This is a genomic window from Globicatella sp. HMSC072A10, assembly GCF_001811625.1.
GTDB lineage: Bacteria > Bacillota > Bacilli > Lactobacillales > Aerococcaceae > Globicatella > Globicatella sanguinis.
In genome coordinates this window covers 16,856-35,746 of sequence record NZ_KV805822.1, presented here as the reverse complement: position 1 = coordinate 35,746, position 18,891 = coordinate 16,856, and the positions used below count along the sequence as shown (strand labels likewise).

Below are 18,891 nucleotides of genomic sequence, written 5' to 3'. Positions count from 1 at the left end.
ACCGCCAAGTTAACGCCCATGCTGGGCGCACACAAAAAAGCCTGGCTAGAAATTCATTCTTTCTAACCAGACCTTTTCACTTTTATTTTTGTCCCATATCCTTAATCTTCATCATACGCGTTACTTGCGCACGCTCAGCCTCTTCTAATTTCATTTCTATGAAATAGATTGTCTCTTCTAATTGAGGAATGGTACGGAATTCTAATGCATTCACACGACGACGGGTCTTTTCAATCTCATCCGCCATCAACTGACATCCTTTTTCAATCTCTGCCAATTTTAGCATATCGGTCAAGCTTTCGTTAACGGACTCAATTGCTTGGTCCATATCAGAAGTTGTAGCCACATAACTATAAGGAAACTCACTATCTAACGATTGATCCTTTATCTCATAGTTAAATTTTGGGACCTTCACACTCATTACAGAGTCATAACGAACCTGTAAACTCACTTCTTTGGCTGGTAGAGAAAAGATTTCTTGCACCATTTGATCACTCTTCATTGATTTCGCTAAAACAAAATCTTGCATCGCTGAAGTCAGTTGTCCTTCAACTTTTTTTCGTAATTCATTATTTTCTTTAATTTTCATAATGAACTGACGCATCAATTCGTCTTGCTTATCTTTCAATAGTTTATGACCACGGGTGGCCGTCTTTAAACGCTCTTTTAGAATGCTTAATTCCATCCGAGTGGGATTGACATTCAATCTAGCCATGAATTATTCCCCCTTTTTAGGTAAGAATTCATCAATCATATCGTCTTTAATACGTTTTAACTCTTCACGCGGCAAGATAGATAATAAGTCCCAACCTAAATCCAAGGTTTCTTGAATAGAACGGTTAGTCGTAAATCCTTGATTAATATATTCTTGCTCAAAACGTGTCGTAAACTCAACATATAATTTATCTGTTTCCGATAACGCCGACTCACCTAGAATAGCTGCTAATTCTTTAGCTTGCTTACCTTCAGCATAAGCCGCAAATAATTGGTTCATGGTTGGTGCATGGTCTTTACGTGTTTTACCTTCACCTGACCCTTTATCCTTCAATCGTGATAATGATGGTAATACGTTAATCGGTGGTTTATAACCCATATTATCCAATTCACGCGAAAGAATAATTTGTCCTTCGGTAATATAACCGGTTAAGTCAGGTATTGGATGCGTAATATCATCTTCTGGCATCGATAAAATTGGAATTTGGGTTACAGAACCTGGTTTTCCAACTAAACGTCCTGCACGTTCATATAATGTTGATAAGTTCGTATATAAGTAACCTGGATAACCACGACGACCTGGAACTTCACGACGAGCTGCCGAAACTTCACGTAATGCCTCACAATAGTTCGTCATGTCCGTCATAATTACTAAGACATGCATCCCTTTTTCATAAGCTAAATACTCAGCTGTTGTTAAAGCAATTTTTGGCGTCGCAATACGTTCAATCGCTGGGTCATTCGCTAAGTTAACGAATAATACGGAACGATCAATCGCACCTGTTTCGCGCAAGTCATTCATAAAGAATTCAGCTTCTTCGAACGTAATCCCCATTGCTGCAAAAACAACAGCAAACTTATCATCAGAATTCAATACGGTGGCTTGACGAGCAATTTGGGCCGCTAATTCTTTATGTGGTAAACCAGATCCAGAGAATACTGGTAATTTTTGTCCACGAACTAAAGTGTTTAAGTGATCAATCGCTGAAATCCCTGTTTGGATAAACTCATCCGGATAATCACGAGCCACTGGATTAATAGCTTGTCCATCAATGTCTAATGATTTTTCTGGAATAATTGCCGGTCCACCATCAATCGGTTCACCCATCCCATTGAAAATACGACCAATCATATCTTCAGAAACAGGTAAATGAAGTGGTTTACCGCTAAAACGTACTTTCGTGTTCTTTAAGTTGATACCTGAAGATCCTTCAAACAATTGCACAACGGCACGACTTTCTTGGACTTCTAGCACTTGTCCGCGGCGGACTTCACCGTTTTGCATTTCAACTTCTACTAATTCATTGTATTTAACGCCATCGACACCATCGACAATCATCAGTGGGCCAACGACTTCTTCAACCGAACGATATTCTTTAATTACTGCCATTATGCCTCACCTCCATGTTCTAAAATATGACGCATGGTCTTATCAATTTCGTCATATAATGCTTTAATTTTGTCAATATCTTCTTCAGCAATAAATTTACTTCTAGCGATACGGTCACGTAATTGGACTGTATTTGACATAATATCGGTGAAATAAGCTCCTAAACTTAAAGTCTCATGTGCTTTTTCATCAAAGTGTAAAATATTCGTTAACATGGTATCTTGCTTATCAAAAGAAGTATAAGTATCCACATCATCAAATGCGTTTTGTTGTAAGTAGTCTTCACGAATCATTCGTGCGGTATTCATTGTAATACGGTCACGTTCAGATAATGACTCTAACCCAACTAAACGAACGATTTCTTCTAGTTCACTTTCCTTTTGCAATAAATTCATTGCTTTAGTGACCTTCTTAGACCAGCCTTCTTGACCGTGTTCTTCGAAATATTGTCCGATTTCAGATAAATATAATGAATAAGAACTTAACCAGTTAATAGATGGGAAGTGACGTTTACGCGCTAAGGTGGCATCTAATCCCCAGAAAACTTTCACGATACGTAAAGTATTTTGAGTTACAGGCTCAGAAGTATCCCCACCTGGAGGTGATACTGCACCGATGGCTGTAATCGTTCCTTCAATGCCTTCGCTTCCTAATACACGAACACGTCCTGCACGCTCATAATATTCCGCAATACGTGAACCTAAATATGCTGGATATCCTTCATCCCCTGGCATTTCTTCTAAACGACCTGACATTTCACGTAGAGCTTCCGCCCAACGAGAAGTAGAGTCCGCCATTATTGCCACTGAGTAACCCATATCACGGAAATATTCCGCAATTGTGATCCCAGTATAAATTGATGCTTCACGCGCTGCTACCGGCATATTAGAAGTATTTGCAATTAGGATGGTTCTTTCCATAATCGATTCGCCTGTATTAGGGTCAATCAATTCTGGGAATTCATTTAATACGTCCGTCATTTCGTTACCACGTTCACCACATCCAACGTAAACAACAATATCTACGTTCGCATATTTTGCGATTTGGTGTTGTACAACTGTCTTACCTGCTCCGAAAGGTCCTGGAACCGCTGCGGCTCCCCCTTTCGTTACCGGGAAGAATGTATCGACCACACGTTGTCCTGTAATCATGGGTTCTTCTGGAATTAATTTTTGGGCAAATGGACGGCCTTTACGCACTGGCCAGCGTTGAATCATCGTGCCTTCAAACTCGCCACCATTTGCTTTGTCAACTTTATAAATAACCTCTTCTATCGTAAACTCGCCTGATTCTACTGTCGTTAATGTTCCTTCTACACCGACTGGTACCATAATACGATGTTCTACTGCCTTGGTTTCTTGGACAACGCCAATCACATCACCAGCCGAAACAAAATCGCCTACGGATTTTTTAGGTTCAAAAGCCCATTTTTTATTACGATCTAAGATGGGTACTTGAACCCCACGAATTAAATAATCACTCTTAGTCTCTTCCATAAAAGTATCCAATGGACGTTGAATGCCATCAAACATTTGTGACATAATACCAGGGCCTAATTCGACGGATAAAGCTTCCCCGGTTGTCACTACAGGTTCACCTGGTGCAAGTCCACTTGTTTCTTCATATACTTGAATAGAGGCTTTATCTTGTCGCATTTCAATGATTTCACCAATTAATCCAAGATGTCCTACATGACAAATATCTTGGATATTGGCTTCAGACATTCCAGAAGCGACAACTAATGGTCCAGATACTTTAATAATTTTACCTTGACTCAATCTATTTCCTCCTTTATAAATTTTAAATTGTTAAGTAGCCGCTTATAGAATATTCATTCCGACTGCTTTTTCGACATTATCTTGAATTTTTTGTGCACCAATGCCAAAGTTACCACGATGGGTTGGAATTAAAATGACAGCGGGTGTCACGACTGTATCATAATATTGAATGACATCCGGGATTTCTTGAGCGAAATCTTCCGTTAAATAGACAATTCCATATTGGTCATTTTCTAATTGGCGCAAAGTCTTTTTAGTTTCATCAGCAGTATTGACTGGAAAAGTTTCAAATCCAATCATTTTAAATGGTAGAATGGCATCACGATTTCCAACGACCGCTACTTTATATTGTTTCGCCATAAATCGCACCCATCCTTTCTTGAATCCTTTCTTTGGCTATGCCATTGGCATGACCAGTTAATACGAGTCTTAAATTATTAATTTCATTCTCTTTACCGAAAATATATTTCAATACTAATAAAGGTCCTTGAGCATCTAAACGATTTTCGAAGAAATATTGATGAATATAGGCATCCCGTAAATGCTCTAATTGATTGGCGGTAATCGTCCCGTTATTCATATCTTCAATATAAGGTTTAAAGACCCCACCAAAATAAATATGCGTTTGTTCTTCAAACCATTGAGCTAATTGACCTTGTTCAACCCGTTCAATTAACTCTTTCTTCTCAATAGATCCCTTACTGGTCATCATGGTAAACATGAAACCATGACCTCTATCTAATTCAATTGCGCGTTTAATCGCAATGACATTATAAAAATCAATTAATGCATTAATAATCGGTGTAACTTTAGGATCATTGATTTTCTCATCGAGATGTCTTAAATGAGCAAAATAGGCACCATCAAACCCGACGTCAAAAGCTTCTGGTGCTTGGTAAGCTTGATAATCTTGCCAAGTACGATTCACTTCTTCCACCACATTGGGATATAAAACACTCGATTCAAATGTTTGAGTCACATGTCTTAAAGCATCCAATGGGAATTTGCCAATATCAATCAATAGATTCTCGAAATCGTGACCGGTTACCTTCATTTTCATTAATACTTTTAAATTATGATACAAGTATTGTGCTGAAAAAATTTCGACTATTTCAGACTGAGGTGACTCCTCAAACACAAACCGATAAGCATTACGCAATTCTCTCATTAATACGTCTTCAATCTTATCTGGGTCAGACAACTGTTCAACTGACATCTCATAAGGTGAATTTTGTAAAATGATGGATAATGTCTCGGCATCTTTGGCATTAAGTAACTGTTGCCATTCTTCTCGGCTTAGGAAATATTGTTCCTTTACACTAATAGTCGTATTAACACCTGAAAAATCGTGGGTCGTCATAAAATCCCCCCTTATTTGGTATTAAAAACTTGTTGCGCTAAATCTGCACTTAAATCATTGCGAACAGAATTTACTAATTGATCAAACATGAAATTATAATCCACACGTTGATCTTTTACCACAAAACCACTTTGATCTGAAATCGACTCTTGAGCAATGGTTAATTTTGGAAATTGTTCCAATAATGATTGTAACTCTGATGAAGATAATCGATTACGTGTCTTTTCACCAAAAACTACTTGTAATTCTTTGTCTTTAAATTGAGTTAAAATTGTTCTGGTAAATTCTAAGAAAGTTTGATTATCCCAAGCTTCCATTTTTTGCACGGCGCCGGCAAATAATTGGTCCATTAATGCTTGGCGACTATTTAAACTGCCTTGTCTTTCTTGATTTAACACTTGATGCTCCAAACGAGATAAACGTTGTTGTTCTCGATTCAATTGCACATTACGCATACTTTCTTTTTCATGTAACTGTGCTTTTAATTTTGTTTGAAACTCATGTTCAAGTTCTTCCTTTGCTTTATCGAATTGCGCTTGTCCTTCTTGGTGCGCCTTTTGCAAGATGGACTCACGTAAATTTTGTAAGTCGCTCATATTATCGACCTCACTAGACATTTAAGAATAAGATAAATGATACTACGAAGGCTAAGATAGCGTAGGTTTCAACCATCGCTGATAAGATGATACCTTTTGTATTTTCTTCAGGACGTTTCGCTAAAATTTGCATTGCTGAAACGACCACATTTCCTTGGTGTGCTGCTGAGAAGTATCCTACAATCCCAATTGGTAAAGCAGCAAATAAATAGCCTAAACCTTGTTGAACAGTTAAACCATTACCTATTTGTAAAGCCGTTAAAAATCCGATAACGAATCCGTATAAACCTTGAGTACCCGGTAATAACTGTAAAATTAATGCTTGTGCGAATTTTTCAGGCTCTTCCTTTAATAAAGCAGCTGCTGCAGAACCAGCCAAACCAACAGCACGAGCAGAACCCATACCAGAAAAGACAACCGCAACTACAATCCCTAAACTAGCAAAAAATGCGCCACCATTTTGTGTAAAATATCCTACAAATTGTTCCATATTAAAAATTCCTCCAATTTTTATTGATTCTTTTCATCATTGATTGAGACATAATCTTGCGAAATGGTTAACGGATTAAATTCTTGACCGCCACCATTGTAAAACTTAGCAAAAAACTCAACGAAAATTAAACGAGCACCATGCACATAAGCACTTAAAAGTGATAAGAATAAACTTAATGCATGTAAGGCAATAAATAATAATATACCAACGGTAAATTTCATTGCGCCAGGCATAAAGTCAATAATCATATTGAATGCTAAAGCAATACTACCACCTGATAACCCTAAAGCCATCAAACGTGTATAAGAGACTAAATCCCCAATATAACTCGTCGTGCCATATAAATCATAAAGTCCCCAACCTAAACCACCAATACCGCCTGCTTTAATACAAGATGCGACGACGATGCCAATAGCATTCAATATCGCTAACCATTTACCAATTAGAGCTAAGACCGCATAGCTTTCACCTAACATGCCTACTCCAATTAAAATAAAACCTGTTAACAGTAAAACCCATGCCACTCCTGTTGAATAAGCTTCAACTATATTTCTTTCTTTTAGTTTTAAATAAGTATTAATTGCTAATGCTGCAAAAATATGAATTAAACCTAAAGCGACAGAAATACCTAGAATCAGCATGACATCCTCATTCGGGTTAATTAATTGAAATGGTAAACTAAAACCAAAGAAGGAACCGTAAAGACTACCCCAAATCATAATTGAAACACTTAAAATAGCGCCAAATCTTAAGGCATTTTGCATTCCTTCTGATAAATTGAATACTTTAAGTGCCAACAGACTTAAAATAAAAATTAATAAGCCATAACCCGCATCGGCCACCATCATGCCAAAGAAGACAAAATAAAATGGCATTAAAAATGGCGTTGGGTCCAATTCATCATATTTTGGTAAAGCGTACATGCGTGTAATTAATTCAAATGGTTTAACTAAGAAATTGTTTTTTAATTTAATTGGGACTTCGTCCACTTCGTCAGCTTGAACATCCGCTGTTCTAATAACTACTTTGTTACCGAACTCTTCTAGTATCGCTTGTTTGAAGACAGCAAATTCACTTTGTTCAATCCAACCTTCAATCGCCATTAAATGTTGTGTAATACCAACTTTTTTCTTAGTTAATTCACGTTCATAAGCCGTTTTTACAAAATCTGCTTGAACCTTTAAGCCCGCTAATTCACGTTTCGTTGATTTCATTTTTTGAATAATGGAACGACGTTCCTCTTTCAACTGTTGAATTTCCGCATCCCAACCTTCAATCTTCTTACCTGGTAAAGTACGATAAGGATATTCAATCGGATTGAAATTGGCTTCCGCTAATAAAGTTTCTAACGCATTCGTTTCATCTTCTTGATAGAAAATGACTAAACCATATTCATAATCATTTAAGAAAATAACTTTATGAACGATAGTTGGATGTTGTTTTATTTTTTGAATATATTGATTATTTTCAACATTCGGTACCGTTCCGATAACTGCTTTAATATACTGGAACTGCTCTATAGCAGTTGGTGTAATATCTAGCTCTCGCCATTTACGATATTTATCAATTTGATCATTGCGTTTTTCCAACAACTCATCAATTTCCTTAATACGAGCTGTTAATTCATTCGTTTCGGTAATGACTTGTTGCTCAGCAAATTGTTGATTATGTTGTTGAAATTCTGCGAATGATAAACGTGGTTTTTCAGTCTGCAATTGCTTGAACCAATTGTCTTTTACTTCATAGTCTTCCAATTGTTCAATCGCATGATTTATTCGTTTAAGTCGATTAGTAATCGCATGTAAGGCTTCATCATCATAGACGATTTGTTGCTGTTCCTCATCATACTCTTCAATTAATGGTACTAACTCTGAACTATTCTGATTGTCTTGTCGTAAATCCACCACTTGAATTCGTCGTAATCGTTGGACCGATGAAAGAATCGCTTCTAAATGTTCGCGTGACGAAATGAGCGTCACCTTTTGCATTGGGCTAATTGCCATATTCTTTCACCACCCTTTCTACTATTTGATTAATTAAATACTCCCTTTTATCACCAAGAGCTTCTTGAAGTTGTGCTTCATTTTCTTGAACACGCTGAGCTAATTTTTCCTTTGCTTGTTGTTCTTGATCATCGAAGTGTTGGCGCGCTTCGGCTATCATTTGCTTTGTTTCGACGTCAAACGCTTCATTTGCTTCTTTTAATTTTTGTTCCATTTTTACACGAGCGTCTTCAATCTTTTCCTGATACTTTGTTTGGACTGCTTGAGCTTCCATTTCAATGGCGTTCATTTCTTCCAATGTTGAATGTGGCATCCTTTCACACCTCCTCTTAACACTAACATTTAATATTATAGCAAATTTTTACCAAAAATTTAAGTAAAGAACTTGCTTCATTCTCATCTAAATAATAAAAAGCGTTTCCATTTTTTGATATATGAAAGTTTCCTTCATATTTATATAATATAATGGGACTATTGTTTCTTAAGAAAAATTTAATAATTAAGTTATGATGATTTTCTCTCTATTTGACTAAAAAAGGAAAGAAAGGCCGGGCATAAAATTGATAAACTTAATTAAAATTATTATTCGATAATTAATAGCGCAGTGGTTGAGTGGTCTCAAACTGTGCGGGGGTGGGCCGACGAAGGAAAATTATTCAATTTTCTACTTCTGGTCCACTCCCATAAAAAAGCAGCCAGTGTGGTTGATATTTTGAAAGTTTTTTGATGCGTTTTGACTTGAAGAAATACTTACTCGTTATCAATTGCAACCAACCACCATAAAGGATTAATTGAAAGTAATACTCAAAGGTTAAGATTTGAAAAAATAGTAATACCCGATTGATTAAAAGCAATACTCACACGATATAAAAATGACTTGCCCCACCGAAAATAAAAAAACGATAAGCAAGTCAAAGTTACTAATGAACTTCACCTACTTATCGTCTCAAACGATTATTGAACTATTTTTTCAACCGCTTCTCCTATGATACGCACTTCTGGTTCAAGACGCACTTGATTGTTACGCCAAATGACTTCTTGAATATATTCAATTAAGCGCACATAATCTGTTGCGGTGGCATTGTCAATATTAACAATGAAACCTGCATGTTTTTTAGAGACTTCAGCACCACCAATACGGTAGCCTTGTAGCCCTGCTTCTTGAATTAATTTACCGGTAAAATATCCCGTTGGACGCTTAAAAACACTGCCACAAGATGGGTATTCTAACGGTTGTTTACTTTGACGTAATTCGGTCAATTCAGCCATTTTGGCCTGAATCGCTTCACCATCGCCTTGAGCTAATACAAATTTAACCCCAATTACGATATCCTCATTAGTTTGGAAAATGCTATGACGATAACTGAATTCGCAGTCTGCATTTTGAATAGTCTTAAATTCACCATCGCGTGTTAAAATATCGACCGATTCAATGATGTCCACCACTTCGCCACCATAGGCACCCGCATTCATATATACAGCACCACCAATGCTGCCTGGAATTCCACAAGCAAACTCAAGTCCAGTCAAATTGTGTGCACCAGCTTGACGACTGACTTCGATTAATGGCACGCCACTTTGAGCATAAACTTCATTGCCGTTAATCGACATTTCTTTCATAGACGTCAAAATAATAACCAGTCCTCGAATTCCGCCATCACGGACGATTAAATTACTAGCATTGCCTAATATCGTTAAGGGAATATGGTTCGCTTTTACCCAGTTAATTAATGTTTTTAAATCTTCTTTGGTTTCAGGAAACGCTACTGCATCAGCAGGGCCACCTGTTTTAGTATACGTGTATTTTGATAATGGCTCATCTAATTCAATTTTCATGGATAAATTTAAATCCATTAAGTTTGATAATGTCATTCATTTCATTCCTTCGCTTTTCAATACGTCTTATTTTAACATAATCTTTTTACTTAATCGAGTACTTTTTCCATTACAAAAGAATCTAAATAACAACCCTCTACTTTTAATCGTTTACGCAAATTTCCCACTATCTCGAAACCGAATTTTTCGTATAACTTAATTGCGGCTTCATTTCTTTGGGCCACTTCGAGAGTAATGACTTTCAAATCTGAATTTTCTGCAAATTCAATCATCATTTCCATCATCATCGAAGCAATACCGTAACCCCAATATTCTTCCACTAAACAAATGCCAACCTCAGCAATATGACGTTGCTTAGCGGCATTAAATTGCGTAATATTCGACATCCCAATAATTTGATCATCGACCTCACTCACTAATAAAATACTGTTTTGTGCCTTGTTATATTTATTGATGATGGCCACTTCTTCTTGAACCGTCAGGTTCAAACCTTCTTCACCGAAAGTTAAATAGGGAGTTTCACTACCGACTTGTTCACATAAACCTAAAATTGCCCGGGCATCTTGTGGTTTCGCCACCCTAACATCGATTTCTAACTCCTCTGTCAATTAAATCTCCTCCATTTTTTCTAACAGCTCTTGATATTGCACGGTTGACTCTCCTTCAACTGTTAAAATTATTTCTCTTTGATTAGGATCTGTTTGGGGAACAAATTTAATACGAAGACGATTTAATGGTAAATAGTCGTCTAAATATTCTGACCATTCAATAAAAATGATGGACGGTTCATTCAGATAACTATCAAAATCAATCGTATCCGCGCCCCCTTCTTCTAAACGATAGGCATCAATATGAATCAATTTAAATTCAGGTAAGGGATATTCTTTGACAATCGTGTAAGTTGGACTTTTAATGGCTCTTTTCACGCCTAGCTCCTTACCAACCTTTTGGGTAAAAGTGGTTTTGCCACTACCGAGTGGTCCATCTAATAAAATAACCATTCCTGGCTTTAACCATTGAGCCATCTTAGACGCTAACGCTTGTGTCTCTTCAATTGAATCAATATAAAAATGCATGCTTCTACCTCTCAAACTTAATTAATTTTATTATATTTAAACTATGATAATATTGCGAATAATTTGACTTTACTAGCATTTCTTGATAAATTTAATAATAACAAAGACAAACTATAGGAGGTCGTTGACCATGAAGAAATATGTAAAATTATTATCTCTACCGATTTTAACATTAATGCTTGTGGCATGTGGTAACCAAAACAAACCAGCTGAACAAACAACAACAGCTGCACCAGAAGCAACAACCGTTGCTGAAACGACTGGTTCACAAGTAAGCACACCAAATGATACTACAACCGTTGCTGATGAATCAACTGAAGAAGGTGAAACAACAGCTGAAGGTGAAGAAACTCAAGAAGGCGAAACAACCGTTGAAGGTGAAGAAACTCAAGAAGGCGACGAAACAGAAGATGCTGATGTCGCTGCAACTGACGTTAAATTCACATTATATGTAGATGGTGAAGAAACAGCTAAATTCGTAGCTAAAGATGCTGTAGAAGGTTCTGTTATCGATGCCATGAGTTCCATTGAAGAGTTAGAATTCAACTTCAATGAAGATGAAGGAATCATTGATGTTATCGATGGTATTGAAAATGACTATGAAACAGGTAAAACTTGGGTTTACTTATTAAATGGTGAGTACGCAGAATTTGGTGTTGTCTCACAAACACTTTCTGAAGGCGACACCGTTGAATGGTATTATGGATTCCCTGACGACTTACCAGTTAACATCATTCCTGAATAATAATTATAAATGCTTATGACTCTTGAGTATCTCACTCAAGAGTTTTTTTATTATTCCCCATGACTGGTCGCCGATCATGTTAGATTTGATAAGATATTTTAATACTCCATTTACTCAATTTTTAAATGCGCAAAACTGGTTAGATCATGATAGGTATATTTTAGATGAAAAGTAGGTGTTGGTATCTCTTTCACTCGCATTTAGAATAACAACTATAATATTGATAGATTTTTCACTCTATTTTTCAACGTCCCTCCTATTCAGCGTCGCTTCACGGTCGTCATTTTGACACCTTTCTTAAATAGCGGATCATCATACTATACATATCAACATTTTCGCTTTTACAATACAAAAGCCCGCCAACCTTTTCAATAGGTTAACGGGTTTTATAATCTAAAGTATTGCATTACTCCTCAGGTTTTAATACACCTTCGATGACTTCTTCTAAAGCTTTACCAACAGGTTTTTCTGATTGATATTCTTCTAAAATGTAATCATTGTTATTACGCATATCATGTGCGCGCTTGCTCGCTAAAATAATTAAACCATATTTAGACGGCACTTTTTTAATCAATTTATCAATGGATGGGTATAACATCATAATTATCGTTCTCCTTCTTGTTGAAAATAATTTTTAATATCTGCACGAATACGATCCACGATGCGCTCTACTTTTAAATGTTCACTTTGAATAATCGCATTCACTTTATCAACGGCATGTTCTACCGTATCATTGACGACAACATAATCATAATGTTGCATCATATCAATTTCTTCTTTAGCCATTTGCATTCTTTCTAAAATGACATCTTCACGGTCAGTGCCACGTCCAGTAATCCGTGATTTTAATTCATCTAAACTTGGCGGAGCAAGAAAAATAAAAATCCCCTCGGGCATGCGCTCACGTACTTTTAGCGCACCTTGAACTTCAATTTCTAAAAACACATCATTACCAGCTGCTAAGTTTTCTTCAATTTTTTGGATTGGTGTCCCATAATAATTGCCTACATATTCAGCATACTCTAATAATGCATCTTCTTCAATATATTGTTTAAACTGCTCTTTTGAAACAAAATAATAATCGACACCATCTACTTCACCAGGTCTACTTGGACGGGTGGTTGCCGAGACTGAATAAACATAATTAAATTTATTGTCTTTAAAAATTGCTGCTCGAACTGTTCCTTTCCCTACCCCTGATGGTCCTGATAAAATTATGAGTAGTCCTCTTTGTTGTGCCATTCAATACCTCCGCCTATCTATTCTGTCAATAATTTATAACTGTAATTGTATCACACTACATATTTTCATGAAAGGTATATTCTAACTTTTCATTAAAATGTAAAATTTTCTATATTAATGTTAATATAGCGAAAATAAATCATGAATGCAAACCATTCTGTCCAAATATTTAAATCTATTAAAGAATGCTGAAAATCTGTTGGAATGATTCACTTTATAAAATCACTCTTAATCAACTTTACTTTGATTGGGACATGCTTTTTGTTTTTAAAAACGATTGATACACTGCCTCCATCGCGGCATGACGAAAGCCATTTTGCTCTAGCGAAGCAACCCCTGCAATCGTACTTCCTCCTGGTGAAGTCACTGCATCTTTTAAAGCACCAGGATGTTGGCCGGTTTCAATAACCATTTGTGCAGAACCCTGTACCATTTGAGCGGCTAAACGTTGAGCCATCTCTCGTGGCAAACCGGCTCTAACGCCACCATCAGCTAAGGCTTCAATCAATTGATAAATAAATGCCGGACCACAACCAGCGACAGCACTTGCGGCATTCATTTGTGATTCTGCTATCTTCATTAACTGCCCTGTTTGACTCATTAACTGTTTAAATAGTTGATGCTCATCATCAGTAATAAAGTCCGATAAAATATAGGTGGTCATTCCTTGACCAATCGCAACTGGTGTATTAGGCATAATGCGAATTACTTTTTGCTCATCAGAAATGGCACTCTCCATTTGAGCGATACTCACACCGGTCGCCATTGATATCCAGATAGTCCCTGGTTTTGCTAATTTAGTAAGTTGATGAAGCTCACTCAGTATCATCGATGGTTTTAATCCTAAAAAAATGATAGTCGCAGATGAAACAATGGTTTCATTATCGAGAATTTCCACTGTTTGCGATATTTGCTGACTTAAGGAATTTGCTTTTTCGTAATTGTGATTACTTAATAAAAATGGGGTATGTTGATCTACCGCTTTACTAACACCTAAAGCGACGGCACTCCCCATATTTCCAATCCCAATAAAACCTATTTTCATTTTAAATCCCTCCATCTTATTCCATTTAGTATCATACAAAAAATAGCAAAGTGCAATTGTTTAAATGTCTTTCATCAATGAAGCAATTAGGTAATCGAATGCTCTGTTTCAAGACTATCCAACAAATTTGCTTACACCTTACATCTTATGCAAATATATAAAGATTGTTCTAATGATTGGATGACCCGTTATTAACAGAATTCTCCCTGTCTTAGAACAATCTTTATGGTTTACCACATTCTTTTCAATGATAGCGAGTTTCAAATTTCCTAGAAACTTGAATCATCAATAAATTTTACTGAGCTAAATACTTAAAGCCTCAATAAATTACACTTAGCTAAATACTTTCATTAAAAGCTAACCTGTTGATTGATTGGCTCTGATAATAACTTAAACCGCTACACGTCGTAGAAAGTCAAAAGCAGACTAACATGGTAATTTTAGTCGGAATGATGCATAATATCTTCCTTCTCAATGAACCTCAATAGACCTCAATAGACCTCAATTAACCTCAATTAACCATTGAATAAGTCCCACCATCCATTTTTAAATGCTCTTCAAAAACGATTAAGTATTAAAGCTCACTAATCATAGCGTAATGATAGCCATTATAATCTTCAAAATAAGCCATTAATCGACCTTCGTATTCGAATGGCTCTTTTAAAATTTCTCCTCCACTTAACATTGCAATATGAAGTAAGTTGCGTAATGAAGTCGCGTCTTGCATCATAATATGAATTACCGCTGCATATTCACTCGGTTCTTTCCATGCGATACCTGTATTTTCTGTAAATCTATTTCTTTGGGTAAACACTATTTTCATACCATCATGGAAGGTGACTGTACAAGTCTGTTGCTCTGTTGAATAATCAACTCTCATATCTAAACCTTCAAAAAAGGTGCCAGTATTACGAATACTTTCAACTGGTAAATTAAGCCAATAGGCATTCATAACTTCTCCTCCTCTTCAATCAAAGTCATTATACCATTTTATCGAAGTTAAAAAAAGCAGTGAGAGTAGTCATTAATTGAAAATTCGTTCATTTCCAATTCTGATACTTACTCCCACTGAGACTGTTAGCTTCAATCAGCTTAACTATTTATAAGAAAAAAGTGAAAAGTCTTAAATAACGCCATGAATCATCATCAATTCAGCTACTTGTTCAAATGATGCAATGTCAGCTGCTGCACCATAATCAACACCTAAATCATAAGTGTCACGAGCTTTAACACATTGTGCGAAAATATTTTTCATAATTTGTTGTAACTCTTGATCGACTCGTTCACTCGTCCATTTTAATCGCATTGAGTTTTGACTCATTTCTAAAGCAGAAACTGCCACTCCTCCAGCATTAGCCGCTTTACTCGGTCCATAATGAATTTGGTTTTCACGATAGACTTCAATCGCATCAGAGTCACTTGGCATATTGGCGCCTTCAACTACCATTTTTATCGCATTTTTAACTAAGCGTTCGGCCTGAGCTTGATTGATTTCGTTTTGCGTTGCACAAGGTAAGGCAATATCCGCTTTAACGTCTAAATCCCAAACAGATCCTTCTACTATTTCAGCTTCAGCATCAAATTCTTGGTAACGACTAATACGTTCACGACCCTTTACTTTTAATTCTTCAACGGCGTCTAAATTAATACCATTAGGATTGAAAATGGCATGGTTTGAGTCACTCATTGTAACCACAATGCCCCCTAATTCAGTTACTTTTTTCGCTGCAAAAAAGGCTACATTCCCTGAACCAGAAATCATTACTTTTTTACCTGTCATCGTTTGTCCGGCTTCCTTTAACATCTCATTTAAGAAATAAACCAAACCATAGCCGGTGGCTTCAGTACGACCTTTAGAACCGTTAGCAGCAACGGGTTTTCCAGTTAATACGCCTGCCATTGGTCCCTGTAGTCGTTTGTATTGGCCTAATAAATAACCAATCTCACGACCACCCACACCGATATCTCCAGCAGGAACGTCAACATCTGGCCCGACATGTTTACTTAATTCTGTCATAAATGATTGACAAAAACGCATCACTTCTACATCTGATTTACCTTTGGGATCAAAGTCAGCGCCACCTTTACCTCCACCGATTGGCAGACCGGTTAACATATTTTTGAAAATTTGTTCAAAACCTAAAAACTTCAAAATACTTTGATTAACGGTCGGATGGAAACGAAGTCCCCCTTTATAAGGGCCATTTAATGAACTAAATTGCACACGATATCCACGGTTGACTTGTACTTGACCTTGGTCATCGACCCATGGCACTCTAAAACTAATAATCCGCTCTGGTTCTACAATCCGTTCTAAAATTGCTAATTGCTCATATTCTGGATGAGCCTCAACTACCGGCGAAATTGCATGAAAAAATTCCTTTACTGCTTGTAAATATTCTTTTTCATGTGGATATTTTGCAGTAAGAGTTTCATATACTTTTGTTATATAAGATTGAGTCATTGTCATTTCCCCTTTATTTTGGATAGTCCTAGTATAGCACAAATCTCATTGTATTCACATAAAACACGATAATAATTAATAATTTTTTAATGAATTAACTATCCTAAATGTTCTACATCTAGTGCTTTAAATTGATAATATAGAATATACGATATAATACCTAAAATAATATTTATCATAACATTTACATAAAGCAAATTGAATGCAATCAGAGTACTCAAAATGCCAGCTAATAAACTTCCACTCAAGAAAGCTAGAAAGTTTACCGTTAAAAAGATAAATTTCATCTTATAATGATGGTTTTGGCTACGTACCCAGCGTCCAAAGGTTAGACCGATGTCCGTTAACGTTCCCGAAACATGAGAAGTACGAACAATCATGCCCCGATAAGATAAAAACATCCCATTTTGTAATGCGATCATAAAACTCAAATAATACAATAATATCGAATGGAGGGCTGAAATTTGTAATAATATCAATAACACACCATTTAATATAATTAAAATCCCACCATAGCGTTTTTGAGGTGTGAAGATTTCTTTTGGAAAAAGCATTCCCGCAATCACTCCACCAAAAATATAAGCCATAATTAACCCGAAATATAATTTTATCAAAGGCCAATTATTTTCAGCCACAACTAATCCCATCTGTGTAACCGTCCCTGTATGATGCGTTACCACATAAGAATATTGCAGAAAACTACTGGCATTCAAAAATCCTGCTGAAAATGTTAAGGAAAACATCCAGAAAAATAACAATCGCCTTAATCGTCTAAGCATAGCATCCCTCTTTATATAATATTAATAATTAAAATGAAATGAGCCATTATTTATTTTCATTCAAATGCAATTATACCGTGTGTTTAGATATGTGTACAGTATCGATTGATTTTATTTTCATGGAGATAAAATGTAAGTTATATGGGTATCGTAATGATAAAAGTCCTGCAAAAGGATTTCGACTAGCTTTTCAATCATTGATTTAATTACATTTTGATTGTTTATAAAATTGACTTCTTATATTAGGAATTAATTCGTATATTTGAATATCCTTTGAATACTAAATCGATTTTTTCCGTAATTACTGTATAGTAGTATGATTTTTCGTGTTGTATAAATAAGAAAAAAGAGAGGTGAATAAAATAAGGTTAGAAAAAGAATTAAAACTACATGACATACAAACCAAGAAAATACTATCTGCTTATTTGAATTCATTAGTTAAATATAAAATTAAAAATCAAACAGAAATATCAGAGTTTTAAAAATTTCAAAAAGTACCTTATACGGATATTTCAATGGAACTTCTAGAACTATCTGTGGAAATGTTCAAAATTTAAAATATTAACTAAAGGTCATAAAATTGATTTCGATTCTAGAATTAAAGATTACCATCCTGCTTTACTACAACCAATAAAAATAAATAAATTCTTATCATCAAATCGATTAAATTCGTGATTCTAATGTTTGTAGTTCAATAATATTGTAACTTAATATTTCCTGTTGAATTCATTTCGATTAGAAAATTGTTATTCCTTAAAACGTAAGGTGATTCATAATTATAAATCCTGATATTAAAAATGAGACTTACGTAATAATTTACAAATAATAAGTTGTTTATAATATTAAGATTACTGGATTTTTGTTAAATAATGCCGAAGTTTCCACCTTCAAAAGTGTACAAAAATCAAGATAATGTATTACTTGCAATGATTCATGATGCTTGTGCACCATATTATATTTAGATTAGTAAAACGTATACTCTATCGTCAGAATGCAACCAGAGTGAAAGTCAAAATATTTTGAAAAAATAAATCAATGATTTGGCAAAAAATTTACAAGGAGTCGAAAAATTGAATGAAGAAAATACTATAGAGAAAATAAAGAAAAAAATCGCAGTGTACAGACATAAAAATGAAAAACAAAATTTGAATTTACTAAAATGGATAAATCGTCTTTTTGGTTATGCAATTAGCGAAAGTAAAAAAAAAGAAAAGTATTGGGCATACTCTAGAGGTTCGATAATTAAAGTGGATTTCGGTTTCAACGTTGGACACGAAATTGGTGGTACTCATTATGCTATTGTAATAAATAAAAAGGATTCTATTTATTCTGGGACACTTAGGGAGTGGGCAAGAAGTAGAAAATTAAAT

Annotated in this window: 19 protein-coding genes and 1 pseudogene; 2 read left to right on the top strand and 18 right to left on the bottom strand. The window is 35.6% G+C overall.

Annotation, left to right across the window (positions count from 1 at the left end; all coding sequences use genetic code 11):
• Positions 1-82: 82 nt before the first annotated feature.
• The 12 genes from HMPREF2811_RS10835 to tsaE form a co-directional block, all read right to left on the bottom strand.
• On the bottom strand, positions 83-715 hold the full coding sequence (locus HMPREF2811_RS10835; protein WP_071409331.1) for a V-type ATP synthase subunit D: 633 nt from the start codon (positions 713-715) through the stop codon (positions 83-85).
• Between the two features lie 3 nt (positions 716-718).
• Positions 719-2,104: a V-type ATP synthase subunit B gene (locus tag HMPREF2811_RS10830; protein ID WP_071409330.1), complete on the bottom strand. Its 1,386-nt coding sequence runs from the start codon at positions 2,102-2,104 to the stop codon at positions 719-721.
• The gene (locus tag HMPREF2811_RS10825) at positions 2,104-3,882 is read right to left on the bottom strand and encodes a V-type ATP synthase subunit A (RefSeq protein WP_071409329.1); all 1,779 of its coding nucleotides are present in this window, start codon (positions 3,880-3,882) and stop codon (positions 2,104-2,106) included. Before HMPREF2811_RS10825 ends, HMPREF2811_RS10830 begins: the two co-directional genes overlap by 1 nt.
• Positions 3,883-3,924: 42 nt before the next feature.
• Entirely contained in the window at positions 3,925-4,242 is a 318-nt protein-coding gene (locus tag HMPREF2811_RS10820) for a V-type ATP synthase subunit F (RefSeq protein ID WP_071409328.1), read from the bottom strand.
• Positions 4,226-5,242 carry a V-type ATPase subunit gene (locus tag HMPREF2811_RS10815; RefSeq protein ID WP_071409327.1) on the bottom strand — a complete coding sequence of 339 codons (1,017 nt, stop codon included), beginning with the start codon at positions 5,240-5,242 and terminating at the stop codon, positions 4,226-4,228. The genes HMPREF2811_RS10820 and HMPREF2811_RS10815 overlap by 17 nt, the downstream gene beginning before the upstream one ends.
• 11 nt (positions 5,243-5,253) lie before the next feature.
• Positions 5,254-5,838 (bottom strand): hypothetical protein, encoded by a 585-nt coding sequence (locus tag HMPREF2811_RS10810; RefSeq protein WP_071409326.1) that lies wholly within the window; start codon positions 5,836-5,838, stop codon positions 5,254-5,256.
• 13 nt (positions 5,839-5,851) lie between these two features.
• Positions 5,852-6,328: a V-type ATP synthase subunit K gene (locus HMPREF2811_RS10805; protein ID WP_071409325.1), complete on the bottom strand. Its 477-nt coding sequence runs from the start codon at positions 6,326-6,328 to the stop codon at positions 5,852-5,854.
• Between the two features lie 20 nt (positions 6,329-6,348).
• Positions 6,349-8,334, bottom strand: coding sequence for a V-type ATP synthase subunit I (locus HMPREF2811_RS10800; RefSeq protein ID WP_071409324.1), 1,986 nt, complete (start codon positions 8,332-8,334; stop codon positions 6,349-6,351).
• The gene (locus HMPREF2811_RS10795) at positions 8,324-8,647 is read right to left on the bottom strand and encodes a botulinum/tetanus neurotoxin translocation domain-containing protein (protein ID WP_066125572.1); all 324 of its coding nucleotides are present in this window, start codon (positions 8,645-8,647) and stop codon (positions 8,324-8,326) included. The genes HMPREF2811_RS10800 and HMPREF2811_RS10795 overlap by 11 nt, the downstream gene beginning before the upstream one ends.
• A gap of 641 nt (positions 8,648-9,288) precedes the next feature.
• Complete coding sequence (murB, locus tag HMPREF2811_RS10790; RefSeq protein WP_071409323.1) at positions 9,289-10,206, bottom strand: UDP-N-acetylmuramate dehydrogenase; 918 nt, start codon at positions 10,204-10,206, stop codon at positions 9,289-9,291.
• Positions 10,207-10,259: 53 nt separating this feature from the next.
• Positions 10,260-10,778, bottom strand: coding sequence for a GNAT family N-acetyltransferase (locus tag HMPREF2811_RS10785; protein WP_071409322.1), 519 nt, complete (start codon positions 10,776-10,778; stop codon positions 10,260-10,262).
• The gene (gene tsaE / locus HMPREF2811_RS10780; protein WP_066125565.1) at positions 10,779-11,246 is read right to left on the bottom strand and encodes a tRNA (adenosine(37)-N6)-threonylcarbamoyltransferase complex ATPase subunit type 1 TsaE; all 468 of its coding nucleotides are present in this window, start codon (positions 11,244-11,246) and stop codon (positions 10,779-10,781) included. It abuts the gene before it with no gap.
• 130 nt (positions 11,247-11,376) lie between these two features.
• Here tsaE and HMPREF2811_RS11660 point away from each other — a divergent pair, with 130 nt between their 5' ends.
• A complete protein-coding gene (locus tag HMPREF2811_RS11660) occupies positions 11,377-11,991 on the top strand; it encodes a DUF4430 domain-containing protein (protein WP_066125563.1) in 615 nt (204 codons plus the stop codon).
• A gap of 406 nt (positions 11,992-12,397) precedes the next feature.
• Here HMPREF2811_RS11660 and rpoZ read toward each other — a convergent pair whose 3' ends face one another.
• The 6 genes from rpoZ to HMPREF2811_RS10745 form a co-directional block, all read right to left on the bottom strand.
• Entirely contained in the window at positions 12,398-12,592 is a 195-nt protein-coding gene (gene rpoZ, locus HMPREF2811_RS10770) for a DNA-directed RNA polymerase subunit omega (protein WP_066125561.1), read from the bottom strand.
• Between the two features lie 2 nt (positions 12,593-12,594).
• Positions 12,595-13,233, bottom strand: coding sequence for a guanylate kinase (gene gmk, locus HMPREF2811_RS10765; RefSeq protein ID WP_066125559.1), 639 nt, complete (start codon positions 13,231-13,233; stop codon positions 12,595-12,597).
• A gap of 238 nt (positions 13,234-13,471) precedes the next feature.
• Positions 13,472-14,278 carry a pyrroline-5-carboxylate reductase gene (gene proC / locus HMPREF2811_RS10760; RefSeq protein WP_071409321.1) on the bottom strand — a complete coding sequence of 269 codons (807 nt, stop codon included), beginning with the start codon at positions 14,276-14,278 and terminating at the stop codon, positions 13,472-13,474.
• Positions 14,279-14,852: 574 nt separating this feature from the next.
• Entirely contained in the window at positions 14,853-15,230 is a 378-nt protein-coding gene (locus HMPREF2811_RS10755) for a hypothetical protein (protein WP_066125555.1), read from the bottom strand.
• Between the two features lie 171 nt (positions 15,231-15,401).
• The gene (gdhA, locus tag HMPREF2811_RS10750; protein ID WP_071409320.1) at positions 15,402-16,748 is read right to left on the bottom strand and encodes an NADP-specific glutamate dehydrogenase; all 1,347 of its coding nucleotides are present in this window, start codon (positions 16,746-16,748) and stop codon (positions 15,402-15,404) included.
• A gap of 92 nt (positions 16,749-16,840) precedes the next feature.
• The gene (locus HMPREF2811_RS10745; RefSeq protein WP_071409319.1) at positions 16,841-17,521 is read right to left on the bottom strand and encodes a YoaK family protein; all 681 of its coding nucleotides are present in this window, start codon (positions 17,519-17,521) and stop codon (positions 16,841-16,843) included.
• Positions 17,522-18,591: 1,070 nt separating this feature from the next.
• Between HMPREF2811_RS10745 and HMPREF2811_RS11655 the strand changes: the two are divergent.
• Positions 18,592-18,891: pseudogene (locus HMPREF2811_RS11655) on the top strand (type II toxin-antitoxin system PemK/MazF family toxin); the annotation flags it as partial.